Source organism: Alloyangia pacifica, from assembly GCF_900116195.1.
GTDB lineage: Bacteria > Pseudomonadota > Alphaproteobacteria > Rhodobacterales > Rhodobacteraceae > Salipiger > Salipiger pacificus.
Genome location: NZ_FOZW01000001.1, coordinates 629,511 through 656,394, shown reverse-complemented (window position 1 = coordinate 656,394; position 26,884 = coordinate 629,511). Strand labels below are relative to the sequence as shown.

Genomic DNA, 26,884 nt, shown 5'->3' with positions numbered 1-26,884 from the left:
GGAGACCCGGCGGGTGTCAGGCGTAGAGCGGCTGGAGCCCCATCTGCATGTGCAATGCGTTGACGGCGGTTTCGGGCAGCCCCATCGCCTTGGCGAGACGGTCAAGGTATTCGGCCTCTTTCGGCGTGTCCACCGTGATCGCCATCAGCGAGGCGGCATAGACCTGCGTCTTCTGCGCGTCGGGCGTATCCTTGGCCAGCGCCTCGGGGTCGAGCTTGGCGGCGAGCTGGGATTTCAGAAAGGCGATGTCCTCGGCCGAGGCATCCGGGCCCAGCGTCTCGGTGAGCTTAGCTTTCTCGGCGGCGTCGATGTCGCCGTCGGCCTTGGCGGCCTGGATCATCGCGCGCAGCATCAGCCCGGCGGCGCTCTCGACCTCGGGGGCGGCCTGCGACGCGCTCATCTTGTCGAGCATGTCGCCGAGGTTCTTGCCGCCCATGTTAGCCGCCTTCGCCGCCGCCGCGAGCATGCCCGCGATGCCCGTGCTGGCCGCCTGTCCGGCCTGATCCATGCCCGGCAGCGTGCCGAGGCCGCTCTTCTGCAGCTGCTCCATGATGGCGCTCAGCGGGTTGCCGCTGCCGCCGAACATCTTGCCCATCTGCGCCTGCATCGAGGTGCCGGGCTCGGAGCCGGGGATCTGCGCCTTGCCGCCGATCAGCGTTCCAAGACCCTGTTCGCCCGAGAGACGGTCGACGCCGCGGGCGGCGGCATATCCGATGGCGACCTTCGCCAGAGTGCCCATGAGACTCATCGTTGCGCTCCCTTCTGCGTGCATGTCGTGCGTTGAAATCGCCGACAGCTTGCCGGAAGCGATGACGCTGGGGAAGGGATTTCCTCAGATGGGCGGATTTGCGCGCCTTTTCGGGAGCTTTCGAAGGTTATGCCTGCGGTCCTCAGGTGCCGCAGAACGTCGCCTGCACCACCTCGGAGGGCAGAGGCGGGCGGCGCAGCTCCTCGGCGTCGGGCTGGTCCTCGTAGGGGCGGGAGAGCACCGCACACAGGTGGTGGAAGAGGCTGTCGTCGCCCTCCAGCGCCGCGGAGATCATCTGCTCGACGCGGTGGTTGCGGGCGATGAAGGCGGGGTTCACGGCGTGCATGCGCGCCTCGGGCGCGGCCTCGGAGGCGATGCGCTCCTGCCAGCGGGCGTGCCAGGCATCATAGCTCTCGCGGTCGGTGATCTCGTCGCGGGCCGAGCCGCTGGCGAGGGCGCGGAAGGTGTTGGTGAAGTCCGAACCGCCCGCCTGCATCATGTGCAGCAGGTCGGCGATAAGCCGGGCATCCTCGGGCTGCGGTGCGGCGAGGCCGAGCTTGGCGCCGAAGCGGTTCAGCCATTCTCCCCGGATGAGGTTCGGCATGGCATTGATGATCTCGGTGAACTCGCTGACAGCCGCGTCCTGATCCTGCACCAGCGGCACCATGGCGGTGGCGAGCTGCGCCATGTTCCACACGATGATGTCGGCTTGCGCCTGGTAGGCGTAGCGCCCGTGCTGGTCGATCGAGGAATAGACCGTGTCGGGGTGATACTGGTCCATGAAGGCGCAGGGACCGTAGTCGATGGTCTCGCCCGAGAGGGTGCAATTGTCGGTGTTCATCACCCCGTGGATGAAGCCGAGGGACATCCACTGCGCCACCAGCGCGGCCTGCCTCTGGCAGACGGCGGCCAGCAACTCGCCGGGTGTCTTCGTCTCGGGGTAGTGCCGGTCTCGGGTGTACTCGAAGAGCTGCTGAAGCTCGGGGTACTGCTGCCGCGAGGCGAAGAGCTGGAAAGTGCCGACGCGGATGTGGCTGGAGGCGACGCGGGTGAAGACCGCGCCGGGCAGGATGGTCTCGCGGTAGACATCCTCGCCGGTGCGGACGGCAGCGAGCGCACGGGTGGTCGGCACGCCGAGCGCATGCATCGCCTCGGACAGCAGGTATTCGCGCAAGACCGGGCCAAGTGCCGCCCGCCCGTCGCCGCGGCGGGAGAAGGGCGTGGGGCCGGAGCCCTTGAGCTGGATGTCGCGCCGGGTGCCGCTGCGGTCGATCACTTCGCCGAGCAACAGCGCCCTTCCGTCGCCGAGCTGAGGGGAAAACCCGCCGAACTGGTGCCCGGCGTAGATCTGCGCCAGCGCGTCGGCCCCCTCGGGCAGCGTGTTGCCGCCGAAGATCGCCGCGAGCAGCGGATCGTCCGTGCCGCTGATGCCAAGCTCCTCGGCAAGGGGCATGTTGAAGGCGATGAGCTCGGGCGCTGCGACGCGGGCGGGGGTCAGCCGCGCGTAGAAGCTGTCGGGCAGGCGGGCGTAGCTGTTGTCGAAGGGGATCGAAAGGGTCATGACATACCAGATAGGCAGGATGGGCTCTCAGGGAAAGAGCGGCTTTTCCATCGTGATCGAGGTCGGGCGGCTGAAGCCGGGATGCGCCTTTTCGGCGGTTTGCGTGAAGCCGAAGCGCGCAAAGGCTGCGTGGTTCTGGGTCAGCTCGATGCGGGTTTCGAGCCGCAGGCGGGGCAGGCCCAGGCTGCGCGCGAGGCTTTCTGCCTCGATCAGGAAGGCACGCCCCAAGCCCTTTCCCTGTGCGGCGGGGGCGATGGCGAGCTTGCCGATGTAGAGCGCATCAGGCTGTTCGGCGAAGAAGGCGCAGGCGGTGAGCGGGGACCCCGCGATATAGAGGTGCTCGGTCTCGGCCCGCGCGCTCAGGGCGTCCGGTGTCAGCCGGTGCGCCGAGGAGGGCGGATCGATGCGTCCCTCCATGTAGGCGAAGCTGTCGAGGATCAGCGACAGCAGCGCCTTCCAGTCGGAAAATTGCGCGGGTGCGCGGTGCGGCGCGGTGAGAAGATCGTGCATCCTGTGCGCTCCTTGGTTGGCGCGAGCATAGGCACCGGGGAGGGAAAGGGAAACACAGGGAAAGGGAAGCCGGGCTGCGCTGGTGCACAGCATCGGCGCGCAGATCGCCGTAGGGAGACCGGGCATTCCGCGCTAGCTTCGGGCAAAGCAAAGGAGACATGCCATGAGCTGGAACCCTGCACTGGAGCCGCATTGCCCGACCGGCAACGAGGTGGATGCCATCGACACGCTGATCGTGCCGCGCGCGCGGGACCTTGGCGGCTTCGAGGTGCGCCGGGCGCTGCCCGCGCCGCGCCGCCAGATGGTCGGGCCGTTCATCTTCTTCGACCAGATGGGGCCGGTGGAGTTCCTTCCGAGCCGCGGCATGGACGTGCGGCCGCACCCGCACATCGGCCTCGCGACAATCTCCTACCTGTTCCGCGGGAGGATGCACCACCGCGACTCTCTGGGCACCGACGCCTGGATCGAGCCGGGGGCGGTGAACCTCATGGTGGCCGGTCACGGCATCACCCACTCCGAGCGCACCGACGATGCCAGCCAGACCGACCCCATGCCGTTCCTCGGCATCCAGACCTGGGTTGCGCTGCCCGAGAAGGCCGAGGATGCCGCCGCCGATTTCGTTCACGCCGGGGCGGAAGAGTTGCCGGTGATGGAAGGCGAGGGCAAGACCGTGCGGCTGGTACTGGGCCGCGCCTGGGGGGAAGCTGCGCCGGTGAAGACCTTCTCGGACATGTTCTACGCGGACGCGGTGCTGGAGGCGGGCGCGCGCCTGCCGATGCCCGACGACCACGAGGACCGCGGCGTCTACGTGGTCGAGGGCGCAGTGGAGCAGGCGGGCACCGTCTACGAGGCCGGGAGGATGATGGTCTTTCGCCCCGGCGACCGGGTGTCGCTGAAAGCCGGACCGCAGGGCGCGCGCGTCATGGTGCTGGGCGGCGAGACACTGAACGGGCCCCGCTACATCTGGTGGAACTTCGTTGCCTCCTCGAAGGAGCGCATCGAGGAGGCCAAGGAGGCCTGGCGCCGCGGCGACTGGCAGAACGGCCGCTTCCACCTGCCGCCGGGCGATGACGCCGAGTTCATCCCCTTGCCGGAGCGCTGAGCCGCGAGGCTCAGGTCAGCTGGAAGTTCACCGGTTTCGGCATTTCGGGCAGGTCCGTATCCCCGAGTCCGCCGCGCAGCGCGATTTCCATCGCCGTGGCGTAGCTGGTCAGCGGCATGGCGTTCTGGTTGTCCGAAAACGGCATCTCCAGCTCGTCCGCCAGCGCGTCGAGACCGAAGAAGGCATAGGCGACGAGCCCGGCGGCGAGCGGCGTCACCCAGCCCAGTTCATCGACGAAGCCGAAGGGCAGCATGACGCAGAAGAGATAGGCCGTGCGGTGCAGCAGCAGCGTGTAGGCAAAGGGCACCGGCGTGTTCGCCAGACGCTCGCAGCCGAGCAGCGCCCCGGCCATGCGCGCGAGGCTCTCGCGCAGGGCCATGGCTTCGGTGAGGGTCAGCCGGTCCTCGCGTTCGAGCCGCGAGACGAGCCGTTCCGCCTCGGTCAGCGCCGCATCGGCGCTTTCAGGGCCCGGCCTGCCGCGAAGCTGATGCGCGGCGCGGTGGCCGAAGTGGACCAGCGCCATGAGCATCTGCCGCCGCTCGGGCGTGCCGTCGAGCGCGGCGGTCTGGCGCAGCACGTCGCGCGACGTCTGGATCATCATGCCCCAGAGCTTGCGCGCCTCCCACCAGCGGTCATAGCAGGCGCCGTTGCGGAAACTGAGAAAGACCGAAAGCGCGATGCCAATCAGCCCGAAGGGCGCGAAATCCAGCGCGATTACCACCGTCGGCAGCGTGCCATGCGCCCAGACAACGCCAAAGGCGACCGCCACCACCAGCAGCAGCTGCTTCCAGATCACCTGGATGACCGAGCCCTTCACCACGAGGAAGAGGCCGAGGACGGAGGGGCGCTTGCGGAGAATCACGCGGGAGACCTTTCGAGGGAGGGCTTCCGCCGGGGAAGCCCCCGTCGCGGTAGCGCCGGACCCGCTTGCCCGCAAGAGGGCGCAGCGCGAAACTTTGAGGGGTGCGTGCCGAAGGGCGTCAACGCGTCAGGGCTGACGGGATCTTTCCCCCGCGACTGCGGTCAAAGGGCGCAGCGCATCAGCGTGGCGCCGCGGTCCTGCAGGCGGGCACGGCGGCAGAAGCGCTGCAGGTGCTCGTCGTCCTGCGCGACCTCCATCTGCAGCGCGGTGATGCCGCCCTGGCGCAGCGCCTGGGTGAGCTGGAACAGCGCCTCGCTGCCCATGCCACGGCTGCGCACGGCGGGGCGGATGTAGATCTGATCGATCGTGCCGGTCATGCCGCCGCTTTCCACCGACCAGCCGAAGCTGACGACGAGGTAGCCGACAGGCGCCTTGCGCGGCCCGACCAGCCAGACGGCCCCCTGCGGCGCGCCTTCGAGCAGCGGGCTCAACGCGGCGGTGAGCAGGGCCTCATCGGGCTGCTGGCCGCGTTCCGCCTGGAAACTGGCCACCATGGGAAGCAGGCGTTCGGCGTCGTCGGGGCCGGCGAGATGCAGAGATTTCATAGCTTGGCCAGCCTTTCGGTGAGCAGGGTGAAGAAGGCGTCTGAATCGAGATCGCCGATGAAGGTCGCGTTGGGTGCTCGGCCCGAGACCCCCCACCAGTCGGCGACGGTCATGCCGAGCGTGAGCTCGGAGACGGTCTCGATCTCGACGTTGATGTGACGGCCCGAAAAGATCTCGGGCTTCAGCAGGTAGGCGGTGACGCAGGGATCGTGCAGCGGGGCACCTGCGGAGCCGTATTTCTCCAGATCGAAACGCTCGAAGAAGTCGGTCATCTCTGCCACCGCCTTGCCCACGGGCGTGCCGAGGGCGCGGATCGCCTCGTTGCGCGGCCCGGTGACCAGTGCCTTGTGGGTGACGTCGAGGGGCATGACCACCAGCGGAATGCCCGAGGCAAAGACCTCGGCCGCCGCCTCCGGGTCGACGTAGATGTTGAACTCGGCGGCGGGGGTGTAGTTGCCGACCTCGAAATAGGCCCCGCCCATCAGGACGATTTCCTGCACCCGGTCGATGATGTCCGGGGCGCGCCGGAAGGCGCTGGCGATATTGGTCAGCGGGCCGAGCGGGCAGAGGGTGACGGTGCCCGCGGGTTCGGCGCGCAGCGTGTCGATGATGAAATCGACCGCGTGACGGTCCTGCAGCGCCATTGTGGGCTCGGGCAGGTCCGGCCCGTCGAGGCCGGACTTGCCGTGCACGTGCTCGGCAGTGACCAATTTGCGCTCGAGCGGTGCATCGCATCCGGCAAAGACCGGGATATCGGTGCGGCCCGCCAGCTCGCAGACCATGCGCGCATTGCGCGAGGTGAGGTGGAGCGGCACGTTGCCTGCCACGGCAGTCAGCCCCAACAGCTCGATCTCGGGCGAGGCGAGGGCCAGAAGGATGGCGACCGCGTCGTCCTGTCCGGGGTCCGTGTCGATGATAATGCGTCGTGCCATGGTCCGCCCCGATGGTCCCGCGCCGGGGCGCGGTCGTGTTGCCGTGATTTTGTCCTGTCCTTGGGTCGCACGGGCGGTCGGGCGGTTCAAGCGGACTGTCGCGCTTCGGCAAATGGTTACCGGCGGGGATTATCCTACGCGCGCCATTGCCGCGGTGCCGCAGGATGTTAGACTCGGGCGCAACAATGCGATAGGCAGAGCACGGTTAGCGCTAACCGCTGCACGTACAAGAATCGGAGACAGGCCCGAGATGGTTTCCCGCGTCATTCCCGTCGATCCTTTCGACCTGGTCATTTTTGGGGGCACCGGCGACCTCGCACGCCGCAAGATCCTGCCCGGCCTGTTCCGCCGCTACTGCTCGGGGCAGATGCCCACGGGCTCGCGGGTCATCGGTGCCGCGCGCTCGGAGATCACCGTGGAGGAGTATCGCGAGACCGTTCGTGAGGCGATTCACGAATTCAGCAAGGCGAAATGCGACGAGGCCGCGCTGGAGGAATTCCTCGCGCTGCTCGGCTATGTTGCGGTCGATGCCCGCGGCGAAAGCGGCTGGGGCGAGCTCAAGGAGGCGCTCCGCGACGATGACGACATCGTCCGCGCCTTCTACTTCTCGGTGGGGCCGAGCCTCTTTGGCGATCTGGCTGAACAGCTGCGCACCCATGGGCTGACCAATCCCGAGGTGCGGATCGTCGTCGAGAAACCCTTCGGTCACGACCTCGAGTCGGCCCGGGCGCTGAACGCCGAACTGGCCCGGCACTTCCAGGAGACGCAGATCTACCGGATCGACCACTACCTCGGGAAGGAGACGGTGCAGAACCTCATGGCGGTGCGCTTCGGCAACATGCTGTTCGAGCCGCTTTGGAACGCGCAATACGTCGATCATATCCAGATCACCGTGGCCGAGACCGTCGGTGTCGGCGGGCGCGGCAGTTACTACGACAAGTCCGGCGCGATGCGGGACATGGTGCAGAACCACCTGATGCAGCTGCTGTGCCTCATTGCCATGGAGCCGCCCGCGCGCTTCGAGCCCGACGCGGTGCGCGACGAGAAGCTCAAGGTGATCCGCGCGCTCGATCCGGTGGACCCCGAGAGCATCGTGCGCGGCCAGTACACCTCGGACGGCGAGCTGAATTCCTACCGCGAGGATGTCGAGAACCCCGCCTCGAAGACCGAGAGCTTCGTGGCGATGAAGTGCTACATCTCCAACTGGCGATGGGCGAATACCCCGTTTTATCTGCGGACGGGTAAAAGGCTCTCGGCGCAGGCTTCCGAGATCGCCGTGGTGTTCAAGGATGCGCCGCATTCGATCTTCGGCATGGACGCCGGGCGTCACCGCAACATGCTGTCGATCCGACTGCAGCCGAACGAGGGCATGACGCTGGGCGTCACCATCAAGGAGCCGGGTCCGGGCGGCATGCGCCTCGTCGACGTGCCGCTCGACATGTCCTTCGCCGACGCGCTGGGGCCGGACGCCGAGGATGCGCCCGACGCCTACGAGCGACTGATCATGGACGTGATCCGCGGCAACCAGACGCTTTTCATGCGCGGCGACGAGGTCGAGGCGGCCTGGGCCTGGACCGATCCGCTGATCGAGGGTTGGGAGCGCCGCGGCGATCACCCCAAGCCCTACGATGCGGGCAGCACCGGGCCGGATGACGCCGCCTTCCTGATCAACAAGGACGGCCGCCGTTGGCGGGGGATCAAGACATGAGCTACGAGTTCCGGGACTATCCCGACCGCGAGATGCTGGCGATCGATCTCGCCAACATGATCGCCGGAGAGCTGCGAGCGCAGCTCCAGCAGGGCAAGCGCGTGTCGCTGGCAGTGCCCGGCGGCACCTCTCCCGGACCGATCTTCGACAGCCTCAGCGCCACCTCGCTCGACTGGGACCGGGTAGACGTGCTGCTCGGTGACGAGCGCTGGGTGCCCGAAACCTCCGAGCGGTCCAACACCCGGCTGCTGCGCGAGCGCCTGCTGACCGGCAAGGCAGCGGCGGCGCGCCTTCTGCCGCTTTACGCAGAGGCCGGCACCCCCGAGGAAAAGCTCGACGAGCTGGCCGAGGCGATCCGCCCCTCGCTGCCGCTCGGCGTGGTCCTGCTGGGCATGGGCGCCGACCTGCACACGGCCTCGATCTTTCCCGGCGCCGACCGGCTGGCCGAGGCTCTGGCGCCCGATGCGCCGATCCTGCTGCCGATGCGCGCGCCCGGTGCGCCCGAGCCGCGCATCACCCTCACCGCGCCGGTGCTCGACGGGGCGCTGAGCAAGCACGTGCTGATCTACGGCGCGGAGAAACGCGCGGCGCTGGAGAAGGCCAAGGGGCTGCCTGCCGAGGAGGCGCCGATCAATGCGGTGCTCGATCAGGCGGTGGTACACTGGGCCGAGTGACGGTATCAGTCGCAACCGATCAAACAGGGGAAGAAGCTCAATGTGGGATGACCTGAAACGCCTCGCGGCCGCGCGTGAGGGCCGCCGCATCGACGCGCTCTTCGCCGAGGATGCCGCGCGCGCGCAGACCTTCTCGGTCGAGGCCGAGGGGATGCTCTTCGATTACTCCAAGACGCAGATCGACGCAGAGGTGCTGGAAGCTCTGCTGGCCGTAGCGCGCGGCGCCGGGGTCGAGGCCAAGCGCGAGGCCATGTTCGGCGGCGCGAAGATCAACGAGACCGAGGGCAGGGCGGTGCTGCACACCGCGCTGCGCAATCTCGCGGGCACGCCGGTCGAGGTCGACGGCACCGACGTGATGCCAGAAGTGCTCGACACGCTGTCGCGCATGGAGGCGCTGGCGGCCGAGGTGCGCGCATCGGGCATCACCGACGTGGTGAACATCGGGATCGGCGGTTCGGACCTCGGGCCGAAGATGGGCACCATTGCGCTGGCACCCTATCACGACGGTCCGCGCTGCCACTTCGTGTCGAACGTCGACGGCGCGGATATCGCCGATGCGCTGGCGCAATGCGCGCCCGAGACGACGCTCTTCATCATCGCCTCGAAGACTTTCACCACCATCGAGACGATGACCAACGCGCGCACCGCCTGGGACTGGCTCGAAGAGAAGGGTGTCTCGACGGACGGCAAGTTCGTCGCGCTTTCCTCCAATGCCGAGAAGGCGGGCGAATGGGGCATTCCGGCCTCCCGCGTCTTCGGCTTCGAGGATTGGGTCGGCGGGCGCTATTCCATGTGGGGGCCGATCGGTCTGTCGATGATGATCGCCGTGGGCGCGGAGAATTTCCGCGCCTTCCTCGCCGGCGGTCAGGCGATGGACGCTCATTTCCGCAGCGCCCCGCTCGAAGCCAATATGCCGGTGCTTCTGGCGCTGGTGGGGATGTGGCACAATCAGGTATTGGGCCATGCGACCCGCGCCGTGCTGCCCTACGAGAACCGTCTCGCCCGGCTGCCTGCCTATCTTCAGCAGCTGGAGATGGAAAGCAACGGCAAGTCGGTGGCGATGGATGGCGAGACGCTGGGATTTGACAGCGGCCCGGTGGTCTGGGGCGAGCCCGGCACCAACGGCCAGCACGCCTTCTACCAGCTGATCCACCAGGGCACGCGGGTGATCCCCTGCGAATTCATGGTCGGCGCGCGCAGCCACGAGCCGAAGCTGCGCCACCACCATGAGCTGCTGCTGGCCAATTGCTTTGCCCAGTCCGAGGCGCTGATGCGTGGTCGCGATCTGGATGAGGCCCGCGGCAAGGTGGCCGGCAAGTTCGAGGGGGCTGAGCTGGAACGGCAGGCCAAGCACCGGGTCTTCCCCGGCAACCGTCCGTCGACCACGCTGGTCTACCCGCTGCTCGATCCGCGCACGCTGGGAATGATCGTCGCGCTCTACGAGCACCGGGTGTTCGTCGAAGGGGTGATCCTCGACATCAACTCCTACGACCAGTGGGGCGTCGAGCTCGGCAAGGAACTGGCGACGGCGCTAGGTCCCATCGTCTCGGGCAAGGAAAGCGCCGAGGGCAAGGACGGCTCGACCCGCCAACTCGTCGCATTCACGCAGCGCAATACGTAAAAAAGTTCCAAGTTTTCAAAGTGATTAATTTCAGGGCGCGGTCGGAACACGACCGCGCCCTGCGTGTTGTGAGGGCAGACAAGACGACGACTTCCCAAGGAGGAGACATCATGAAACGTCTGACCACAACCGCCGCCATCATCGCCCTGACCGCCGGTACCGCCGTCTACGCTCAGGAGAGCAACATGGACGCTGCGAAGGACAACGCCGACGCCGCCGTGCAGAACGCCGAGCAGGCAATGGAAAACACCGGCGACGCGATTGCCCAGGAAACCGACGAGGCCGTTGCCGAAGGCGAGCAGGCCATGGAGGAAGCCGGTGATGCCATGGCAGAAGCCGGCGACGAGATGAAGCAGGAAGCCGAAGAAGCCGGCGACGCAATGGCCGAGGCCGGCACCGAAATGAAGCAGGAAGCCGGCGAGATGGCTGCCTCGGTTGACGGCATGTTCAACGGCTCGCCCGATGGCCTGATCCGCACCCGTGACATCACCGGTGGCGCCGTCTACGCGGTCGATGCCGATGGCGAGGCCATGGAATGGGACGACGGCATGTCCTATGACACCGTGTCCGATGACTGGGACAACGTGGGTGAGATCGAGGACATCGTCCTGAACGCCGACGGTTCGTTCCGCGGCATCGTGGCCGAGGTCGGCGGCTTCCTCGACATCGGTGACAAACACGTACTTCTCGAGCTCGACAGCGCCAAGTTCGTTCCGATCGACGACGGCAGCTACTCGGTCGTGACCAACATGACCAAGGACCAGCTGATGGAACTTGAAGACATCGACGAAAGCCCGATGAACTAAGGACTGTCCGTCTCAGAACGAAGGCCGGGGCATCATGCCCCGGCCTTTTTCTATGCGCGGCGCCCTGCGCTTTCAGGGGATGTCAAAGTCCGGTGCCGCCAGGTCGAAGCCCTCGAAACGGAACGCCGGAGACACGGTGCAGCCCACCAGCGTCCAATCGCCAAGGCTGCGCGCGGCCTGCCAGTGTCCTTGAGGTACGATGCGCTGTGGCCGTGCCCCTGACGCAAGATCCGGCCCGAGGATGAGGTCCTCGCGTGGGCCCGCGTCGCTGGCCGCAATCGACAGCTCCAGCGGGGCACCCGCGTAATGGTGCCATATCTCCGCTGCGTCCACCCGATGCCAGTGGCTGCGCTCCCCGGCCTTGAGCAGGAAATATATACAGGTCCCGGCGGCGCGGGCATCGCCGGTGCTTTCGGCGATCCAGGTCTGTCGGTAGTGGCCGCCTTCCGGATGCGGGGCCAGCCCGAGCAGCCCGATGATCTCTTCCGCCGTCATGTCGCTTTTCACTTCCGCCTCCGTACGCCGCGATGAACCTCCGTTTACCCCTTGTGGCAGAGCATGGGGCGACGCGGAACCCATCCAGGACGAAGGAGACACCAGATGAGCGAGGAGGCCGGAGTGCGCCGCATGGCGCAGGAGATCGTCGTCCGCGAGGGCGGTTACGTAGATGACCCGGACGATCCGGGCGGTGCGACCAAGCACGGCGTCACCCTCGGCACGATGCGCCGTCTCGGGCGGGACATGGACGGCGACGGGGATGTGGACAAGGCAGACGTGCGCCGGCTGGCCGAGAGCGACGCGGTAGAGATCTTCCTGCGCGACTACTTCCATGCGCCGCGGATCGATGCCTTGCCGGCGGCGCTGCAGCCCTCGGTCTTCGACATGTATGTGAACGCCGGGGCCGGCGCGGTGAAACTGCTGCAGCGCCTGCTGCGCGAGATGGGCGAACAGGTTGCCGACGACGGGGTGATCGGGCCGCAAACCATCGCCGCCGCAGGGCGCGCGGCGGCGGCTGCCCCGGATCATATCGCCGACGCCTACGGCATCGCCCGGCGCAACTACTATTTCGCGCTGGCCGACCGCCGGCCCGCCAGCCGCAAGTTCGCGCGCAGCCGGGCCGGGGGCAAGGGCGGCTGGATCCGCCGGGCCGAGAGTTTCATCTCGCCGCGCTTCCATCTGACCAAGGCACAGTTCAACGCGCGGGTGGCGGCATGGGGATGATCGACAGGCTTTTCGGAGTGCTCTTCGGCTCCGGCAACATGATCCGCGACACCGCCGAGGTGTTTCGCGAAAACGCCGAGGCCGCCGCCGTCCGAGAGGCAGGGCTGCGCGACGCGGCGCTGGCGCAGTTCGAGCGCGAGTTCGCGCACCGCGGGGCGTCGACTTTCGACCGGGTGATCGATGGGCTGAATCGGCTGCCGCGACCGGCGATGGCTTTCGGCACGCTGGGGCTGCTTGGCAGCGCGATGACCAGCCCCGAGTGGTTCGCCGCGCGCATGCAGGGTCTCGCGCTTGTGCCGGAGCCGCTCTGGTGGCTGCTCGGAGCGGTGGTCAGCTTCTATTTCGGTGCGCGCCATCAGGCAAAGGGGCAGGATTTTCAGCGCGAGATCGTCTCGGCCCTTGCAGTGGGCCCGCGGTCGAAGGCTGCGCCTGAAGACGCGCATTCAGCGGCAGACGGGCCGGAGGATAACGCCGCGCTGGCGGAATGGCGCGCGCTGCATCAGCGCAGGGCGTGAGCGCCGCGCGTCGGCGGTTAAGGAAGTCCAGAAAGACAAAGGGCGCCCCTTGGGCGCCCCTGTCACACAACAAAACCGATCTCGTCGACTTAGCTGCCCCAGCTGCGCACCGGGCCGCAATCCATGTGCACGAAGTTCGAACCGGAGTAGCGTCCGACGCCGCCCGCATTGCACGAGGCTGCAGCGCGCGCCATCTGGTTGACCGAGCGCGAGTTCAGCCGCAGATCGGCTGCTTCGCCGACGAGGTGACGAGAGTTCTTTGCCACGCCCGAGGACCGGGCCCGGAGCATCGCGTTGGTTTTCGGGCTGCGGTAGCCCGAGATCAGCATGTAGGGCTCGCTCACGTCCATGAGGTTGTGGGCTGCCGTCATGATGTCGATGGTGCGCGCATCGATGTTCTTCACATCGTTGGTGCGCCAGTCGCGCATGAAGTAGGAAATCTCCTTCAGCGCATCGGGGATGTATTCCCCTTCGATCCAGTAGATCATGTTGAGCGTCTCGCCGGTGCGCGCGGAATACATCCGCAGGCGGCGCACGTCGCCCGCGCCGCGCAGGAAACCTGCCGCGCTTGCGTAAGTGGGTGCTGCCGTGACGAGAGTTGCCGCGAACGCGCCAAGAAGGCCACGCCGCGAGATGCCGCTAGCTTTATTGTCAGTCATGTGAAGCGCCTGTCCCGTTTAGTCGCTGTGCCTGTTTGTTCCGCCTCGTTGGGCGGACCTACCATCTTTCCCCCAGATGTGCGGCTTTTATGGCACAGGAAAATTTATCGATGAAGGATATTCTCCAACCCCTAGTGGGTTCCGCAGGGAAATCGGCGAAATTTTGCGCACCGACCGAGAAGCTGTGTTGCAGCCGGCGGGAACCTACGCCGCGTCGGTGCATTGGCGTATCAGGAGCAGAAAACTCTCGCGCCGCGCGCGATTGTGTGTGGACAAGCCCCACTGCTGCACCGGAAAATCACTGCAAGGCTTGAAAGCAGAAGAATACGGGTAGTCATGGGTAAAATGCGGAATCTCCGGCGTGGAAGCGGCCTTGCGGCCTTGATCCTGGCGGGGGCGCTCAGCGCGCTCCCGATGGGGCAGGTTGCGGCTCAGGACCTCTCGAAAGCGCTCGCGATGACTGCCTATCGGCAGGCCGTCGCCGAGAATCTCTCGGACAACGAGGGTCTCGCTGCCTTTTACCGGACGCGCGATTTCGCGCCGATCTGGACCGGATCTGATGACACCGCCGCGCTTCGCCGTGCCGCGCTGATCGAGGCGCTCGGGACGGCGTCTGTGCATGGGCTTCCCACACAGCGCTACGATCTCGACGGGCTGATCCGCAAGATGCGCAACGTCGACGGCGAAAGGGCCCGTGGCGAGCTCGAAGTCGAGATCAGCCGCACTTTCCTGCAATATGCCCGCGATCTGCAGAGCGGCATCCTCGAGCCATCGCAGACCGACGAGGGCATCAAGCGGCACGCGCCCCGGCGCGACCCGAAGATCCTGCTCGAGGTGCTGGCTGCGAGCGATCCCTACCAAGTGCTTCAGCACCTTGCGCCATCGTCCGACGAATACGCACGGCTGCTGCGCGCAAAGCTCAAGCTGGAGAAGACCGTCGCCCGCGGCGGCTGGGGACCGACGGTGCGCACCGCCAAACTCGAGAAGGGTCAGAGCGGCGGCGACGTCGTTGTGCTGCGCGACCGGCTGATCGCCATGGGCTACATGAAGCCGACGCTCTCGCCCGACTATGACGACGAGCTGCGCAGCGCGGTCATCCGTTTTCAGGAAAGCCACGGCTTGGCGGTGGATGGGGTCGCCGGCTCGGGCACGCTGAGCCAGCTCAACATCTCCGCCGAGGACCGTCTGAAATCGGTGCAGGTGGCCATGGAGCGCGAGCGCTGGCTGAACCTGCCCGAAGGGCTCGGCAAGCGGCACATCACGGTGAACCTCACCGACTTCCACGCCAAGATCGTCGACGACGGCAAGGTGACCTTCGAGACCCGCTCGGTTGTCGGCTCGCAGGAGAGCGACCGTCGCACGCCCGAGTTCTCGGACGAGATGAACCACATGGTGATCAACCCCACGTGGTACGTGCCGCGCTCGATCGTGGTGAAGGAATACCTGCCTCTTCTGCGCCAGAACCCGGGTGCGGCGGGCCATCTGGAAATCACCGACCGGCAGGGCCGCGTGGTGAACCGGGCCAGCGGCTTTGCGCAATACAGCGCATCCAGCTTCCCCTTCGCCATGCGCCAGCCGCCGGGCCCGCGCAACGCGCTGGGGACCGTGAAATTCATGTTCCCCAACAAGTACAACATCTATCTGCATGATACGCCGTCGAAATCCCTGTTCGACCGCACGCAGCGCACCTTCTCGCACGGCTGTGTGCGCCTCAGCGATCCGCATGATTTCGCCTACACGTTGCTGGCGCGTCAGACTTCGGACCCCGTGGGTTTCTTCCAGTCGAAGCTGAACACCGGCCGCGAGACACGGGTGAACCTCGATACACCGGTACCGGTGCACCTGATCTACCGAACCGCCTTCACCACGGTGAAGGGAGAGATGGAGTATCGTGCCGACGTCTACGGGCGTGACGCACGGATCTGGGACGCGCTGAGTGCCGCAGGGGTGGTACTGGCAGGCGGGCCGAGTTAAATCCTCCGGGAGAGCATCCCGGAGGACCCCATGTCCCTAGACAGCACCCTACACAGCCATTCCATTGCAGAGATCGCCGCGTCGCTCGGCCTGAAGGCTGAAGGCGACGCGGACATCCGCATCACTTCGGTCGCCGAACCGGCACAGGCAGGTCCGGATCAGCTTGCGCTGGCGATGAAACCCGACTTTGCCGCCCAGATCGGCGAGGGCAGCGCCCGCGCCGCCATGCTCTGGGAAGGTGCCGACTGGCAGTCCATGGGGCTGGAGGCCGCGATCCTCGCGCCGCGCCCGCGCCATGCGTTGTCCGGCCTTTCCGCCATGCTGGACCGCGGCAACGGCTATGGCGAGGGGATCCACCCCACCGCCAGCATCGACCCCACCGCCGAACTGGGCGAGGGCGTCTCGGTTGCGGCCTTCACCGTCATCGGCGCCCGCGCCAAGATCGGAGCGCGCTCGGTCATCGGCCCGCAGGTCTTCATCGGTGAGGACGCGACCATCGGCGAGGATGCGACGATCCACTCCGGCGTGCGCATCGGTGCGCGCTGCACCATCGGGGCCCGCGTCTTCTGCCAGTTCAACGCCAGCATCGGCGGCGACGGCTTCAGCTTCGTGACTCCAGAGGTCTCGGGCGTCGAGAAGGCCCGTGCCAGCCTCGGCGAGGAAGGCACGCAGGTCGCGCAGCAATGGGCCCGCATCCACTCGCTCGGCGCGGTCACCATCGGTGACGACTGCGAGGTCGGCGCCAATGCCACAATCGACCGCGGCTCGGTGCGCGACACGAAGATCGGCAATGGCACCAAGATCGACAACCTGGTGATGATCGGCCACAACGTCGTGGTCGGCGACAACACGCTGATCTGCGGCTGCTGCGGCATCGCCGGCTCGACGAAGATCGGCAACAACGTCGTGCTCGCCGGGCAGACCGGCGTGTCGGACAATATTTTCATAGGCGACAACGTGATCACCGGCGGCGGCACCACGGTGCTGTCGAACATCCCGGCGGGGCGCGTCATGCTTGGCTACCCGGCGATGAAAATGGAAAGCCACGTCGAGACTTACAAGGGCTTGCGCAGATTGCCACGGCTCTTCAAAGAAGTCGCGGAACTCAAGAAATCTGTTTCCAAGCTCATGGGGAATGAGTAAGCCGACCCTGACACGGACCCTGCGACGATAATGGGGAGCGCAGCACCATGAGTGTGAAAGACAAGGTCATCGAGATCATCGCCGAGCAGGCCGTTCTCGAACCCTCGGATGTGACGATGGAGAGCACGCTCGAGGATCTGGGCATCGACAGCCTTGGCCTCGTCGAGAGCATCTTCGCCATCGAGGAAGCCTTCGACATCTCGGTTCCGTTCAACGCCAACGAGCCCGAACAGAGCGATTTCGACATCTCCTCGGTGTCGAGCATCGTCGCCGGGATCGAGAAGCTGGTGGCCGAGCAGACCGCGTGAAACGGGTCGTCATTACGGGTGCAGGCACGATCAACGCGCTGGGGCGCGGCGTGCCTGCAACATTCGAGGCCATGCGCGAGGGGCGCTGTGGCATCGGGGAACTGGACTTCCGGGACGTCGAGCGTCTGGCCATCCGCATCGGCGGGCAGGTCAAGGGCTACGAGCCGGAAGAGACTTTCAACCGCCAGCAACTGGCGCTCTACGACCGCTTCACGCAGTTCGCGCTGATTGCGGCGCGCGAGGCCATCGCGCAATCGGGGCTGGAGTTCCACGGCGACATGGCCGACAGGTCGGGCGTGGTGCTGGGCACCTCGGGCGGCGGGCTGACCACGCAGGACGAGAATTACCGCTCGGTCTACGAGGAGGGCAAGAACCGCGTTCACCCCTTCGTCGTTCCCAAGCTGATGAACAATGCCGCTGCCAGTCATGTGAGCATGGAGTTCAACCTGCGCGGACCGACCTTCACCGTCGCCACCGCTTGCGCCAGTTCCAACCATGCCATGGGGCTCGCCTTCCAGATGGTTCGCTCGGGGGCCTGCCCGGCGATGATCACCGGCGGGGCGGAGTCGATGCTCTGCTTCGGCGGGGTGAAGGCCTGGGAAGGGTTGCGGGTCATGTCCAAGGACGCCTGCCGGCCGTTTTCGGCAAACCGTAACGGCATGGTGCAGGGCGAGGGCGCGGGGGTCTACGTCTTCGAGGACTACGACCACGCGAAGGCGCGCGGCGCCGACATCCTCGCCGAGGTGGTCGGTTTCGCGATGACCTCGGACGCCGCCGACATCGTCATGCCGTCCAAGCAGGGCGCGGCGCGGGCGATCTCGGGCGCGCTGCGCGACGGGAAGATTGACCGCGACGAGGTGGGCTACATCAACGCCCATGGCACCGGCACCGCCGCCAACGACAAGACCGAATGCGCCGCCGTAGCGGATGCGATGGGGCCGCAGGCGGACCGGCTGATGATCTCCTCGACCAAGTCCATGCACGGCCATTGCATCGGCGGCACCGGCGCCGTCGAGCTTCTGGCCTGCATCATGGCGCTGCGCGACGGGGTGATCGCGCCGACGATAGGCCATGAGGAGTTCGACGCCGAATGCGCACTCGACGTGGTGCCCAACGAAGCGCGCGAAGCGGATGTCTCGGTGGTGCTGTCGAACGCCTTCGCCTTCGGCGGGCTGAACGCGGTGCTGGCGCTGCGCAAGGTCTGAACTCGCGCAGAAGACGGGCAGGGTGCCGACGTGCCCTGCCGCTCTCCCTTGCTCGCAGGCGTTCCGCGCTCTCCTGCGCAGGCAGCGTGCGCAAATCGGCCTGCTCTCCTTCCCGCAAAGCCCCATATCCGGGGCAAAGGCAAGGAAAGGAGACTGTCATGTCCACGAAAGTTGCCGTCATCGTCGGCTCTCTGCGCGAGGGTTCTTACAACCGCATGCTCGCCAGGGCGCTGACCGAGGTTGCGCCCGAGGGGCTGGATTTCGACTTCGTCGCGATTGGCGACCTGCCGCTCTACAACCCGGACCTCGACGAGGGGACGCCGCCCGAGGCCTGGAGCCGCTTCCGGGCGCAGGTGAAGGCCAGCGACGCGGTGCTCTTCGTCACCCCGGAATACAACCGCGGCCTGCCTGCCGCCGTGAAGAACGCGCTCGACGTCGGCTCGCGCCCCTATGGCGACAGCGTCTGGGACGGCAAGCCGGCGGCTGTCGTCACCGGCTCGCCGGGCGGTCCCGGCGGCTTCGGTGCAAACCACCAGCTGCGCCAGTCGCTGGTCTTCCTGAACATGCAGCCGCTGCAGCAGCCCGAGGCCTATATCGGCAACCTGATGACCCTGATCTCCGAGGCAGGCGAGGTGACCAACGCGGATACCAGGAAGTTCCTTGGCACCATCATGAGCGCCTTTGCCGGCCTCATCGAGAAACACGCCTGAGCACGGTGTTTCCGAAAGACACCAAAAACGACAAAGGGCGGCCACTCGGGCCGCCCTTTGCCTATCCGATGATCGGCTGCGATCAGTGCAGGGTACGGCCCAGCTCGGCGGCCACGTCCGCCATGCGCGCGGAGAAGCCCCACTCGTTGTCGTACCAGGCCAGCACGCGCACGGTGCGGCCGATGACCTTGGTCTGGTCCGGCGCGAAGATCGAGCTGTGCGTGGTGTGGTTGAAGTCGATCGAGACCTTCGGTTCGGGATCATAGGCCAGAACCGAGCCCATGCGGCCAGCGGCGGCCTCGCGGATGATCTCGTTGACGTCGTCCACGGTCACGTCCTTGCCGGCCTGGAAGGTCAGGTCCACGGCAGAAACGTTCGGCGTCGGCACGCGGATCGACGAGCCGTCGAGCTTGCCGCGCAGGTTCGGCAGCACCTCGCCGAGCGCCTTGGCAGCGCCGGTGGAGGTCGGGATCATCGCCATGGCGGCGGCGCGGGCGCGGTAAAGGTCCTTGTGGCGGCGATCCAGCGTTGGCTGGTCACCGGTGTAGGAGTGGATCGTGGTCATGATGCCGCTCTCGATGCCGATGGCCTCGTCGAGCACCTTGGCCAGCGGGGCCAGCGCGTTGGTGGTGCACGAGCCGTTGGAGATCATCGTGTGACCCTTTTCCAGCTCGCGGTGGTTGACGCCGTAGACGATGGTTTTCTGCACGTTCTTGGCCGGGGCCGAGATCAGAACGGACTTGGCGCCCTGGTGGATGTGCTGCACGGCCTTGTCGCCGTCGTTGAAGTTGCCGGTGCATTCCAGCACGACGTCGCAGCCGGTCCAGTCGAGCTCTTTCATGTCGTAGGTCGACATCACTTCCATCGGGCCGCGGCCGATGTCCATGCTGGAGCCGCTGACGCGGACCTCACCGCCGAAACGGCCATGCACGCTGTCATAGCGCAGCAGGTGGGCGGCGGTCTCGAGCGGGCCGGTGGCGTTGATCTTCACCACCTGCACGTCGTTGCGTGCGCTCTCGGCGATATGGGCGAGGGTGCAGCGGCCAATGCGGCCGAATCCATTGATGCCGACGGTCACGGTCATGGAGCGGTCTCCTGGTCAGGATGAAGTCGTTGGGATGGGAACTTGGCTTTCCGTATACATAGGTGTGCCAGAGCGGCAACGCGAAAAGTAGAGGAATTGCAATATGTTAGCGATAAACCATGCTGCGGGCGCTAACATGACTCCCTGATAGCGTATAACCTTGTGCAATGCCCCGACGGCAGCTTGCGGACTTGCGCAACGCGGCGGCCGGATTACCTTGCGCCGAAACAAGACAGAACCAGACGGAGACGGACATGAGCGGACTTCTCGCGCTTCTCGACGACGTGGCGGGAATCGCCAAGGTGGCGGCGGCCTCGGTCGACGACATCTCGGCAAGCGCCGCCAAGGCCGGCTCGAAGGCCGCGGGCGTGGTCATCGACGACGCGGCGGTCACACCGAAATACCTGCACGGCTTCGAGGCCAAGCGCGAACTGCCGATCATCTGGCGGATCGCGCGCAGCTCGGTCTTCAACAAGGTGGTGATCCTGCTGCCTCTCGCGCTTCTGCTCTCGGCCTTCGCACCCTGGATGCTGCCGCCGCTGCTGATCGCCGGCGGCTCTTTCCTGTGTTTCGAGGGCGCCGAGAAGGTGCTGCACGTGCTGCGGCCCGGCCATGAGAAGACAGCGCCGGAGAAGCAGGTGGAAAAGGGCGACCCCATGCACCTCGAGGAACAGAAGGTGAAAGGGGCGATCAAGACCGACTTCATCCTCTCGGCCGAGATCATGACCATCTCGCTCTCCGCCATCGAGGTCACGGAGATCTGGATCAAGGCGGTTGCGCTGGGGCTCGTGGGCGTCGGCATCACCGCGCTGGTCTATGGCGCCGTGGCGCTGATCGTGAAGATGGACGACATCGGCCTGTGGCTGACGCAGGTGGGCAAGCTGGGGGCCACGCGAGCGCTGGGGCGCGGCATCGTCAAGGCGATGCCGGTTGTCATGTGGCTTCTGTCGACGGTCGGCACCGTGGCCATGCTCTGGGTCGGCGGCTCGATCCTCGTGCATTCGCTGGCGCAGATGGGCTGGCACCTGCCGGAAGAGGCGATCCACCACGTCGCCGAGGCCGCCGCTCACATGGTGTCCGAAGAGCTGCAACCCGCCATCCTGTGGATCGTCACGGCGGCCTGCGACGGCATCCTCGGGGTGATCTGGGGGATGATCCTCGTGCCGATCGTCACCAAGCTGGTGATGCCGCTCTTCGGGGGCAAAAAGCAGGCACAGCATTAAACCGGAGCCGCTCCGCCCGCCGCCGCGCTGCCCGTGGCGCTCGGAGCGTGTTAGGCTGAACGAGGTGTCGCCCGCCCCATGGGCCGCGCCGCGGTCTTTCCGGAGCACGCGATGGCCCTTCACCCGTTCCCGACGCTTGCGGCGCTGTTCATGGCTGCGCTGATCCCGACCGCTCTTGCGGCACAAGGCCCGCTGATCGACGAATCCTTCCTTACCGATCGCAGCTACGTGGTGCTGGTGCCCCCGGCAGAGGCAGCCTCGGCTTGGGTCTGCATCGGGATGGACGCGCAAGGGAACGGGGCTTTGCGTCAGCCCGATGCGGCGGCGCTGCAGGAGGCGCTCACCCAGGACTGGACCGCGACCGCCCGCTGCGACGCGGGCATGGCGCAGATCCGCATCACCGGCCCCGGCGGCACGGCGGCCCAGGATTTCGCCGTCGGCCGGCACTATGTCGATGGCGTCGCACGCCTGCTGAGCTTCGACGTCTCGGCGGCGATAGGCCAGTGCCAAAACTGGTTCGAAAGCCTCCCCGAAGCCTGTCGGAATGCGCCGGAGGCTGAGGGGTGCTCCGCCGCGCTCGATCAGTCCTTCAGCTTCGGCCCCGGCGCGCCGCTGCCCGGCAGCGCGCCGCTCGGAATCTCCGCCAGCTGCGTGAACGGCGACATCGCGCCGCGCCGGATCACGCCCCAGCTGGAGCTGCGCTGCCTCCACGAGACCATCTGCCTCGCCGCCTTCTGACGCGAAAAGGGCGCCCCGCGAGAGGCGCCCTTCGTCATTCTTCTCTTTGAAAATACGCCGGGGGTGAGCCCGAAGGGCGAGGGGGCAGCGCCCCCTCTGCCAGCCCGTGTCTCAGAGCAGGCCCTTGACCTTGGCCACCACGTTCTCCGCGGTGATGCCGAACTTCTCGTAGAGCACCTCCGCCGGGGCCGAGGCGCCGAAGCTGTCCATGCCGACGAAGGCCTGCTTGGCCTCGCGGCCACGCTCACCGAGCAGCCAGCGATCCCAGCCGCCGAGGCGGGTTGCGGCCTCGACACCGACGCGCACGGGGCCGGCGGGCAGCACGCGCTTGCGGTAGGCTTCGTCCTGCTGCGCGAAGAGTTCCATGCAGGGCATGGAGACGACGCGGGTGCCGATGCCCTCGGCCTGTAGCGCGTCGCGTGCGGCCAGCGCGATCTCGACCTCGGAGCCGGTAGCGATGATGATCGCCTGACGCTTGCCCTCGGCCTCGGCGAGCACGTAGGCGCCCTTCGAGGTGAGGTTGTTCGTCTTGTGCTCACGGCGCACGGTCGGCAGGTTCTGACGGGTCAGCGACAGCACCGACGGCGTGCCCTTCTGCGTCAGCGCGACTTCCCAGGCTTCCGCAGTCTCGACGGTGTCGGCAGGGCGGAACACCAGCGTGTTCGGCGTCGCGCGGCTGATCGCCAGATGCTCGACCGGCTGGTGCGTCGGACCGTCCTCGCCGAGGCCGATGGAATCGTGGGTCATCACGAAGACCGTCGGGATCTGCATCAGCGCGGCCAGGCGCATCGACGGACGGGCGTAGTCGGTGAAGGCCATGAAGGTGCCGCCGTAGGGGCGCAGACCGCCGTGCAGCGCCATGCCGTTCATCGCCGCGGCCATGCCGTGCTCGCGGATGCCCCAATAGACGTAGCGGCCCTTGCGGCTGTCCACGTCGAAGACACCGAGGTCACCGGTCTTGGTGTTGTTCGAGCCGGTGAGGTCGGCCGAGCCGCCGACGGTCTCGGGCATGATCGGGTTGACCACCTCGAGGACCATCTCCGAGCTCTTGCGCGTGGCGACCTTCGGGCCTTCTTCGCTGATCTGCTTCTTCAGCGCGCGGATCACCGCCGAGAGCTTCTTCGGCGCATCGCCGTCCTGCTGGCGGGTGAATTCTTTCTGGCGGCTGTCGGAAAGGGCGGCGAAGCGCTCTTCCCATTCAGCGCGATCGGCGGCACCGCGGCTGCCGACCTCTTCCCACCAGCTTTTCACATCTGCCGGCACTTCAAACGGACCGGTGGTCCAGCCCCAGTTCTGCTTGGCCTCAGCATTCTGCTCGGCGTTGGTCAGCGCGCCGTGACCCTTCGAGGTGTCCTGCGCGGCGTGGCCGAGGGCGATATGCGTCTTGCAGGCGATCATCGTCGGCTCGGCGCTCTTCTTCGCTGCCGTGATGGCCGCGTCGATCGCCTCGGGGTCGTGACCGTCGATCTCGATGACTTCCCAGCCTGCGGAGCGGAAGCGGGTCACCTGGTCGGTCTTGTCGGACAGTTCGACCTTGCCGTCGATGGTGATGCCGTTGTTGTCCCAGAAAACGATCAGCTTGCCGAGGCCGTAGCGACCGGCGAGGGTGATCGCCTCCTGGCTCACGCCTTCCATCAGGCAGCCGTCGCCGGCGATGACATAGGTGTGGTGATCCACGACCTTCTTGCCGAAGCGCGCGCGCAGGATCTCTTCGCCCATGGCGAAGCCGACCGCGGTGGCGATGCCCTGGCCGAGCGGACCTGTGGTGGTCTCGATGGCGTCCGCGTGGAAGTTCTCCGGGTGGCCGGCGGTGCGGGCGCCCCACTGGCGGAAGTTCTTCACCTCATCGAGGGTGATCTGCTCGTCGCCTGCAAGATAGAGCAGCGAGTAGAGCAGCATCGAGCCGTGGCCAGCCGAGAGGATGAACCGGTCGCGGTCCGCCCACTTCGGGTTCTTGGCGTCGAATTTCAGGTGCTTGGAGTAAAGCACGGTGGCCACGTCGGCCATGCCGATGGGCATGCCGGAGTGACCGGAGTTTGCAGCCGTGACCGCATCCAGCGTCAGCGCGCGGATGGCGCAGGCGCGGGTCCAGTGGTCGGGGTTCTTGGCGCGAAGTTCAGAAATGTCCACGGGGCTTTGTCCTCTTGCCGGAAGCCTTTCAGTCGGCTCAATAGCAGCGCTGCCGATAAGTTCAAGCGCGGCGGCCTTCCGCCTGTGCGCCAAGGATGAAGCACGGGCCGTAAGGCCTTGGAACATATGGCGAGCATTTTCCCGATCCGCTTGTTATCCTTTTGCCGAACCGGGGCGCTTTGATTCGCCTTCCCGGAGACGATGGTATAGGTCGGCGACACCCGGATGCGGGCGGCTGCGGGCCATGCCGCAAAGTCGCTCCGAAAGACGCTGGGAACAAAGACACTCGGCAAGAGGCAAGGAACAAGGGACGCAGGATGAGCCAGATCGACGAGTTGCACTCCAGGATCACGCGCGCGCTCGACCGCATCTCGACAGGGGTCGAGGCGCTGGGATCGCCGCAGCCGGACGCGGACACCGAGGCCGCGGCGGTCGGCGATATCGCCGCGCTGCGCGGCGCACTGGACGAAGAGCGCATGGCCAATGCCCAGCTCGAGGAGCGGGTGCGCAAGCTGCACGCGCAGATCGAGGGCACGCCGGAGGCCAGCGCCGAGAGCGTCGCCCTGGCCGGACAACTGGATGCGCAGCGCGGGGCGATGGCGGCCCTTGACGGCGAATTGCAGAGGCTGCGCCAGGCCAACGCGGCGCTGATGCGCTCGCAGGCCGAGATGCGCGAAGCCCTCGAGGCGGGGCTCGGCGAGCCGCATCTGATCAACCAGGCCATGCTGGCCGAGCTCGAGTCGCTGCGCGCCGCGCGCGGCGTCGAGGAGGCAGAGGCGCAGGCGCTGCTGGCCGGGCTCACGCCGGTGCTTGCCGCGGCCACCAAGGCGGAGGACCTGTGATGTCGCAGATCGAAGTTGAAATCCTCATCGGCGGCCGCAGTTTCGAAGTGGCCTGCCAGGAAGGCGAAGAACAGTACCTGCAGGCCGCGGCCCGCATGCTGGACACCGAGGCGCAGGTGCTGGTCGGCCAGATCGGCCGCATGCCCGAGGCGCGGATGCTGCTGATGTCGGGCCTCATGCTGGCCGACAAGACGGCTGGCCTCGAGGATCGGCTGCGTGAGACCGAGGACCGGCTGCGCGAGGCCGAGGAGCGCATCGCCACCATGGGCGCCGAGCTGCGCGCGCTGCGCGACGCGCCGCCGCCCGAGGCCGAGCGGGTCGAGGTGCCGGTGATCCCTCGCAGCCTCACCGAGGCCATGGCCGAGCTTGCGGCCCGTGCGGAAGCGCTCGCCGAGGCGGTCGAGGAGAAGGCGACCTCCTGAGCTTCGTCGAGACGAAACTATCCCGGGGGAGAGGCGCGTGGCGCCTCTGGGGGCAGAGCCCCCGTTCCGCAGGTGTTGGGACTTGCGCCCCTCTCGGGCGTATCCCGCGTGGCGCGGCCACGCCGTGCGTATTTCGGAAGAGAAGAAGCGCGAGCGAGCGCGTCGCTCCGAACGGGAAAGCGGGACAAGCAAAAAGGGCGGGGAATTCCCCGCCCTTCTTTCTTCCAACGTGCGAAGCTCAGCGCTTGAGGATCGAGCGGCCGGCGTATTCCGCGGCTTCGTCGAGCATCTCCTCGATGCGGATCAGCTGGTTGTACTTGGCGAGCCGGTCCGAGCGGGCCAGCGAGCCGGTCTTGATCTGACCGCAGTTGGTGGCGACGGCGAGGTCGGCGATGGTGGCGTCCTCGGTTTCGCCCGAGCGGTGCGACATTACGTTGGTGTAGCGCGCGCGGTGGGCCATATCGACGGCCTTCAGCGTTTCCGACAGCGAGCCGATCTGGTTGACCTTCACCAGCATCGAGTTGGCCACGCCCTGCTCGATGCCCATGGCGAGGCGTTCGGGGTTGGTGACGAAAAGATCGTCGCCGACCAGCTGCACCGATGCGCCGAGCTTGTCGGTGAGCAGCTTCCAGCCTTCCCAGTCATCCTCGGCGCAGCCGTCCTCGATGGAGATGATCGGGTAGTCGTCGCAGAGCTTGGCGAGGTAGTCGACGTTCTCGGCGGAGGTGAGCGAGAGGCCTTCGCCCTTCATCTCGTATTTGCCGTCCTTGAAGTATTCGGTCGAGGCGCAGTCGAGCGCGAGGTAGATGTCCTCACCGGGCTTGTAGCCGGCCTTCTCGATCGACTTGAGGATGAAGTCCAGCGCCTCGCGAGTGCCGCCGAGCTCGGGGGCAAAGCCGCCCTCGTCGCCGAGACCGGTGGACATGCCCGCCGCCGAAAGCTCCTTCTTCAGCGTGTGGAACACCTCGGAGCCCATGCGCACGGCTTCGCGGATGTTTGCCGCCGAGACCGGCATGATCATGAATTCCTGGATGTCGATCGGGTTGTCGGCATGCTCGCCGCCGTTGATGATGTTCATCATCGGAACCGGCAGGACGCGGGCCGAGGTGCCGCCGACGTAGCGATAGAGGGGCTGGCCGGTGAAGTCCGCCGCCGCCTTGGCCACCGCCAGCGACACGCCGAGGATGGCATTGGCGCCGAGCCGGCCCTTGTTGTCGGTGCCGTCGAGCTCGATCATCGCCATGTCGATGGCCTGCTGCTCGGTGGCGTCGAAGCCGACGATGGTCTCGGCGATCTCGCCGTTCACCGCCGCCACGGCCTCGAGCACGCCCTTGCCCATGTAGCGCGACTTGTCGCCGTCACGCTTCTCGACGGCCTCGTGCACGCCGGTCGAGGCGCCCGAGGGCACCGCGGCGCGGCCCATGGTGCCGTCTTCCAGCGTGACGTCGACTTCGACGGTGGGGTTGCCGCGGCTGTCGAGGATCTCGCGGGCGTGAATGTCGATGATGATGCTCATGGGTCCCTCGCAAAGGAATGGGTTCGCGACGAGCTATAGCAGGGGCGGGGCAGAAGTAAATAATC

27 protein-coding genes are annotated in these 26,884 nt (G+C 66.6%); 16 read left to right on the top strand and 11 right to left on the bottom strand.

What is annotated here, in order from left to right; translation table 11 throughout:
- Positions 1-16 precede the first annotated feature (16 nt).
- The 3 genes from BM397_RS03165 to BM397_RS03155 all read right to left on the bottom strand — a co-directional run bounded on the left by BM397_RS03165 (position 17) and on the right by BM397_RS03155 (position 2,819).
- The gene (locus BM397_RS03165; protein WP_092421667.1) at positions 17-748 is read right to left on the bottom strand and encodes a DUF533 domain-containing protein; all 732 of its coding nucleotides are present in this window, start codon (positions 746-748) and stop codon (positions 17-19) included.
- A 142-nt stretch (positions 749-890) separates the two neighbouring features.
- A complete protein-coding gene (locus BM397_RS03160) occupies positions 891-2,309 on the bottom strand; it encodes a protein adenylyltransferase SelO (RefSeq protein WP_092421664.1) in 1,419 nt (472 codons plus the stop codon).
- Between the two features lie 27 nt (positions 2,310-2,336).
- On the bottom strand, positions 2,337-2,819 hold the full coding sequence (locus BM397_RS03155) for a GNAT family N-acetyltransferase (RefSeq protein WP_092421661.1): 483 nt from the start codon (positions 2,817-2,819) through the stop codon (positions 2,337-2,339).
- Positions 2,820-2,982: 163 nt separating this feature from the next.
- Between BM397_RS03155 and BM397_RS03150 the strand changes: the two genes are divergently transcribed.
- A complete protein-coding gene (locus tag BM397_RS03150) occupies positions 2,983-3,921 on the top strand; it encodes a pirin family protein (RefSeq protein WP_092421658.1) in 939 nt (312 codons plus the stop codon).
- Positions 3,922-3,931: 10 nt separating this feature from the next.
- Here BM397_RS03150 and BM397_RS03145 read toward each other — a convergent pair whose 3' ends face one another.
- The 3 genes from BM397_RS03145 to BM397_RS03135 all read right to left on the bottom strand — a co-directional run bounded on the left by BM397_RS03145 (position 3,932) and on the right by BM397_RS03135 (position 6,320).
- On the bottom strand, positions 3,932-4,783 hold the full coding sequence (locus BM397_RS03145; protein ID WP_092421655.1) for a bestrophin family protein: 852 nt from the start codon (positions 4,781-4,783) through the stop codon (positions 3,932-3,934).
- A gap of 161 nt (positions 4,784-4,944) precedes the next feature.
- Positions 4,945-5,388: a GNAT family N-acetyltransferase gene (locus BM397_RS03140; protein ID WP_092421652.1), complete on the bottom strand. Its 444-nt coding sequence runs from the start codon at positions 5,386-5,388 to the stop codon at positions 4,945-4,947.
- The gene (locus tag BM397_RS03135) at positions 5,385-6,320 is read right to left on the bottom strand and encodes a nucleoside hydrolase (protein WP_092421649.1); all 936 of its coding nucleotides are present in this window, start codon (positions 6,318-6,320) and stop codon (positions 5,385-5,387) included. The genes BM397_RS03140 and BM397_RS03135 overlap by 4 nt, the downstream gene beginning before the upstream one ends.
- A 250-nt stretch (positions 6,321-6,570) precedes the next feature.
- Here BM397_RS03135 and zwf point away from each other — a divergent pair, with 250 nt between their 5' ends.
- The 4 genes from zwf to BM397_RS03115 all read left to right on the top strand — a co-directional run bounded on the left by zwf (position 6,571) and on the right by BM397_RS03115 (position 11,129).
- Positions 6,571-8,028, top strand: coding sequence for a glucose-6-phosphate dehydrogenase (gene zwf, locus BM397_RS03130; protein WP_092421646.1), 1,458 nt, complete (start codon positions 6,571-6,573; stop codon positions 8,026-8,028).
- Positions 8,025-8,702, top strand: a complete 678-nt coding sequence (gene pgl / locus BM397_RS03125) for a 6-phosphogluconolactonase (protein ID WP_092421643.1) — start codon at positions 8,025-8,027, stop codon at positions 8,700-8,702. Before zwf ends, pgl begins: the two co-directional genes overlap by 4 nt.
- Before the next feature lie 40 nt (positions 8,703-8,742).
- The gene (gene pgi, locus BM397_RS03120) at positions 8,743-10,323 is read left to right on the top strand and encodes a glucose-6-phosphate isomerase (protein WP_092421641.1); all 1,581 of its coding nucleotides are present in this window, start codon (positions 8,743-8,745) and stop codon (positions 10,321-10,323) included.
- Between the two features lie 110 nt (positions 10,324-10,433).
- A complete protein-coding gene (locus tag BM397_RS03115) occupies positions 10,434-11,129 on the top strand; it encodes a PRC-barrel domain-containing protein (protein WP_092421638.1) in 696 nt (231 codons plus the stop codon).
- Positions 11,130-11,201: 72 nt separating this feature from the next.
- Here BM397_RS03115 and BM397_RS03110 read toward each other — a convergent pair whose 3' ends face one another.
- A complete protein-coding gene (locus BM397_RS03110) occupies positions 11,202-11,624 on the bottom strand; it encodes a cupin domain-containing protein (protein ID WP_092422404.1) in 423 nt (140 codons plus the stop codon).
- Between the two features lie 105 nt (positions 11,625-11,729).
- Here BM397_RS03110 and BM397_RS03105 point away from each other — a divergent pair, with 105 nt between their 5' ends.
- Positions 11,730-12,350 carry a holin-associated N-acetylmuramidase gene (locus BM397_RS03105; RefSeq protein WP_245696000.1) on the top strand — a complete coding sequence of 207 codons (621 nt, stop codon included), beginning with the start codon at positions 11,730-11,732 and terminating at the stop codon, positions 12,348-12,350.
- Complete coding sequence (locus BM397_RS03100; protein WP_176806525.1) at positions 12,341-12,865, top strand: holin family protein; 525 nt, start codon at positions 12,341-12,343, stop codon at positions 12,863-12,865. Before BM397_RS03105 ends, BM397_RS03100 begins: the two co-directional genes overlap by 10 nt.
- Before the next feature lie 89 nt (positions 12,866-12,954).
- Here the strand turns inward: BM397_RS03100 and mepK are convergent, their stop codons facing one another.
- Positions 12,955-13,524: a peptidoglycan L,D-endopeptidase MepK gene (gene mepK / locus BM397_RS03095; protein WP_092421636.1), complete on the bottom strand. Its 570-nt coding sequence runs from the start codon at positions 13,522-13,524 to the stop codon at positions 12,955-12,957.
- Positions 13,525-13,860: 336 nt separating this feature from the next.
- Here mepK and BM397_RS03090 point away from each other — a divergent pair, with 336 nt between their 5' ends.
- The 5 genes from BM397_RS03090 (at position 13,861) to BM397_RS03070 (ending at position 18,864) form a co-directional block, all read left to right on the top strand.
- On the top strand, positions 13,861-15,498 hold the full coding sequence (locus BM397_RS03090; protein ID WP_483860479.1) for a L,D-transpeptidase family protein: 1,638 nt from the start codon (positions 13,861-13,863) through the stop codon (positions 15,496-15,498).
- 30 nt (positions 15,499-15,528) lie between these two features.
- Complete coding sequence (gene lpxD / locus BM397_RS03085; protein ID WP_092421630.1) at positions 15,529-16,641, top strand: UDP-3-O-(3-hydroxymyristoyl)glucosamine N-acyltransferase; 1,113 nt, start codon at positions 15,529-15,531, stop codon at positions 16,639-16,641.
- A gap of 47 nt (positions 16,642-16,688) precedes the next feature.
- Positions 16,689-16,949: an acyl carrier protein gene (locus tag BM397_RS03080; protein WP_092421627.1), complete on the top strand. Its 261-nt coding sequence runs from the start codon at positions 16,689-16,691 to the stop codon at positions 16,947-16,949.
- Positions 16,946-18,154 carry a beta-ketoacyl-[acyl-carrier-protein] synthase family protein gene (locus BM397_RS03075; RefSeq protein WP_092421623.1) on the top strand — a complete coding sequence of 403 codons (1,209 nt, stop codon included), beginning with the start codon at positions 16,946-16,948 and terminating at the stop codon, positions 18,152-18,154. Before BM397_RS03080 ends, BM397_RS03075 begins: the two co-directional genes overlap by 4 nt.
- Before the next feature lie 158 nt (positions 18,155-18,312).
- On the top strand, positions 18,313-18,864 hold the full coding sequence (locus BM397_RS03070) for an NADPH-dependent FMN reductase (RefSeq protein ID WP_092421620.1): 552 nt from the start codon (positions 18,313-18,315) through the stop codon (positions 18,862-18,864).
- 82 nt (positions 18,865-18,946) lie between these two features.
- Here BM397_RS03070 and gap read toward each other — a convergent pair whose 3' ends face one another.
- Positions 18,947-19,948, bottom strand: coding sequence for a type I glyceraldehyde-3-phosphate dehydrogenase (gene gap, locus BM397_RS03065; protein WP_092421617.1), 1,002 nt, complete (start codon positions 19,946-19,948; stop codon positions 18,947-18,949).
- 254 nt (positions 19,949-20,202) lie between these two features.
- On the opposite strand from gap, the gene BM397_RS03060 reads away from it, so the two are divergent.
- Both BM397_RS03060 and BM397_RS03055 read left to right on the top strand, forming a co-directional pair.
- The gene (locus BM397_RS03060; RefSeq protein WP_092421614.1) at positions 20,203-21,171 is read left to right on the top strand and encodes a DUF808 domain-containing protein; all 969 of its coding nucleotides are present in this window, start codon (positions 20,203-20,205) and stop codon (positions 21,169-21,171) included.
- Positions 21,172-21,282: 111 nt separating this feature from the next.
- Complete coding sequence (locus tag BM397_RS03055; protein ID WP_143015338.1) at positions 21,283-21,909, top strand: hypothetical protein; 627 nt, start codon at positions 21,283-21,285, stop codon at positions 21,907-21,909.
- A 111-nt stretch (positions 21,910-22,020) separates the two neighbouring features.
- On the opposite strand, the gene tkt is transcribed toward BM397_RS03055, so the two are convergent.
- Positions 22,021-24,039, bottom strand: a complete 2,019-nt coding sequence (tkt, locus tag BM397_RS03050) for a transketolase (protein WP_092421608.1) — start codon at positions 24,037-24,039, stop codon at positions 22,021-22,023.
- A gap of 317 nt (positions 24,040-24,356) precedes the next feature.
- On the opposite strand from tkt, the gene BM397_RS03045 reads away from it, so the two are divergent.
- Positions 24,357-24,881: a hypothetical protein gene (locus BM397_RS03045; protein ID WP_092421605.1), complete on the top strand. Its 525-nt coding sequence runs from the start codon at positions 24,357-24,359 to the stop codon at positions 24,879-24,881.
- Positions 24,881-25,303 carry a cell division protein ZapA gene (locus BM397_RS03040; RefSeq protein ID WP_092421602.1) on the top strand — a complete coding sequence of 141 codons (423 nt, stop codon included), beginning with the start codon at positions 24,881-24,883 and terminating at the stop codon, positions 25,301-25,303. The genes BM397_RS03045 and BM397_RS03040 overlap by 1 nt, the downstream gene beginning before the upstream one ends.
- Before the next feature lie 238 nt (positions 25,304-25,541).
- Here the strand turns inward: BM397_RS03040 and eno are convergent, their stop codons facing one another.
- Positions 25,542-26,819: a phosphopyruvate hydratase gene (gene eno, locus BM397_RS03035; protein ID WP_092421599.1), complete on the bottom strand. Its 1,278-nt coding sequence runs from the start codon at positions 26,817-26,819 to the stop codon at positions 25,542-25,544.
- Positions 26,820-26,884 lie beyond the last annotated feature (65 nt).

Excerpts from the sequence above, each read along its gene's own strand:
- BM397_RS03040 (WP_092421602.1), top strand. The coding sequence starts at position 24,881 with ATGTCGCAGATCGAAGTTGAAATCCTCATCGGCGGCCGCAGTTTCGAA.
- zwf (WP_092421646.1), top strand. The coding sequence starts at position 6,571 with ATGGTTTCCCGCGTCATTCCCGTCGATCCTTTCGACCTGGTCATTTTT.
- BM397_RS03090 (WP_483860479.1), top strand. The coding sequence starts at position 13,861 with ATGGGTAAAATGCGGAATCTCCGGCGTGGAAGCGGCCTTGCGGCCTTG.
- BM397_RS03150 (WP_092421658.1), top strand. The coding sequence starts at position 2,983 with ATGAGCTGGAACCCTGCACTGGAGCCGCATTGCCCGACCGGCAACGAG.
- BM397_RS03115 (WP_092421638.1), top strand. The coding sequence starts at position 10,434 with ATGAAACGTCTGACCACAACCGCCGCCATCATCGCCCTGACCGCCGGT.
- eno (WP_092421599.1), bottom strand. The coding sequence starts at position 26,819 with ATGAGCATCATCATCGACATTCACGCCCGCGAGATCCTCGACAGCCGC.
- BM397_RS03100 (WP_176806525.1), top strand. The coding sequence starts at position 12,341 with ATGGGGATGATCGACAGGCTTTTCGGAGTGCTCTTCGGCTCCGGCAAC.
- pgl (WP_092421643.1), top strand. The coding sequence starts at position 8,025 with ATGAGCTACGAGTTCCGGGACTATCCCGACCGCGAGATGCTGGCGATC.
- BM397_RS03160 (WP_092421664.1), bottom strand. The coding sequence starts at position 2,309 with ATGACCCTTTCGATCCCCTTCGACAACAGCTACGCCCGCCTGCCCGAC.
- BM397_RS03080 (WP_092421627.1), top strand. The coding sequence starts at position 16,689 with ATGAGTGTGAAAGACAAGGTCATCGAGATCATCGCCGAGCAGGCCGTT.
- BM397_RS03045 (WP_092421605.1), top strand. The coding sequence starts at position 24,357 with ATGAGCCAGATCGACGAGTTGCACTCCAGGATCACGCGCGCGCTCGAC.
- BM397_RS03135 (WP_092421649.1), bottom strand. The coding sequence starts at position 6,320 with ATGGCACGACGCATTATCATCGACACGGACCCCGGACAGGACGACGCG.
- BM397_RS03055 (WP_143015338.1), top strand. The coding sequence starts at position 21,283 with ATGGCCCTTCACCCGTTCCCGACGCTTGCGGCGCTGTTCATGGCTGCG.
- BM397_RS03070 (WP_092421620.1), top strand. The coding sequence starts at position 18,313 with ATGTCCACGAAAGTTGCCGTCATCGTCGGCTCTCTGCGCGAGGGTTCT.
- BM397_RS03165 (WP_092421667.1), bottom strand. The coding sequence starts at position 748 with ATGAGTCTCATGGGCACTCTGGCGAAGGTCGCCATCGGATATGCCGCC.
- gap (WP_092421617.1), bottom strand. The coding sequence starts at position 19,948 with ATGACCGTGACCGTCGGCATCAATGGATTCGGCCGCATTGGCCGCTGC.
- mepK (WP_092421636.1), bottom strand. The coding sequence starts at position 13,524 with ATGACTGACAATAAAGCTAGCGGCATCTCGCGGCGTGGCCTTCTTGGC.
- BM397_RS03110 (WP_092422404.1), bottom strand. The coding sequence starts at position 11,624 with ATGACGGCGGAAGAGATCATCGGGCTGCTCGGGCTGGCCCCGCATCCG.
- BM397_RS03105 (WP_245696000.1), top strand. The coding sequence starts at position 11,730 with ATGAGCGAGGAGGCCGGAGTGCGCCGCATGGCGCAGGAGATCGTCGTC.
- BM397_RS03140 (WP_092421652.1), bottom strand. The coding sequence starts at position 5,388 with ATGAAATCTCTGCATCTCGCCGGCCCCGACGACGCCGAACGCCTGCTT.
- lpxD (WP_092421630.1), top strand. The coding sequence starts at position 15,529 with ATGTCCCTAGACAGCACCCTACACAGCCATTCCATTGCAGAGATCGCC.
- BM397_RS03060 (WP_092421614.1), top strand. The coding sequence starts at position 20,203 with ATGAGCGGACTTCTCGCGCTTCTCGACGACGTGGCGGGAATCGCCAAG.
- pgi (WP_092421641.1), top strand. The coding sequence starts at position 8,743 with ATGTGGGATGACCTGAAACGCCTCGCGGCCGCGCGTGAGGGCCGCCGC.
- BM397_RS03155 (WP_092421661.1), bottom strand. The coding sequence starts at position 2,819 with ATGCACGATCTTCTCACCGCGCCGCACCGCGCACCCGCGCAATTTTCC.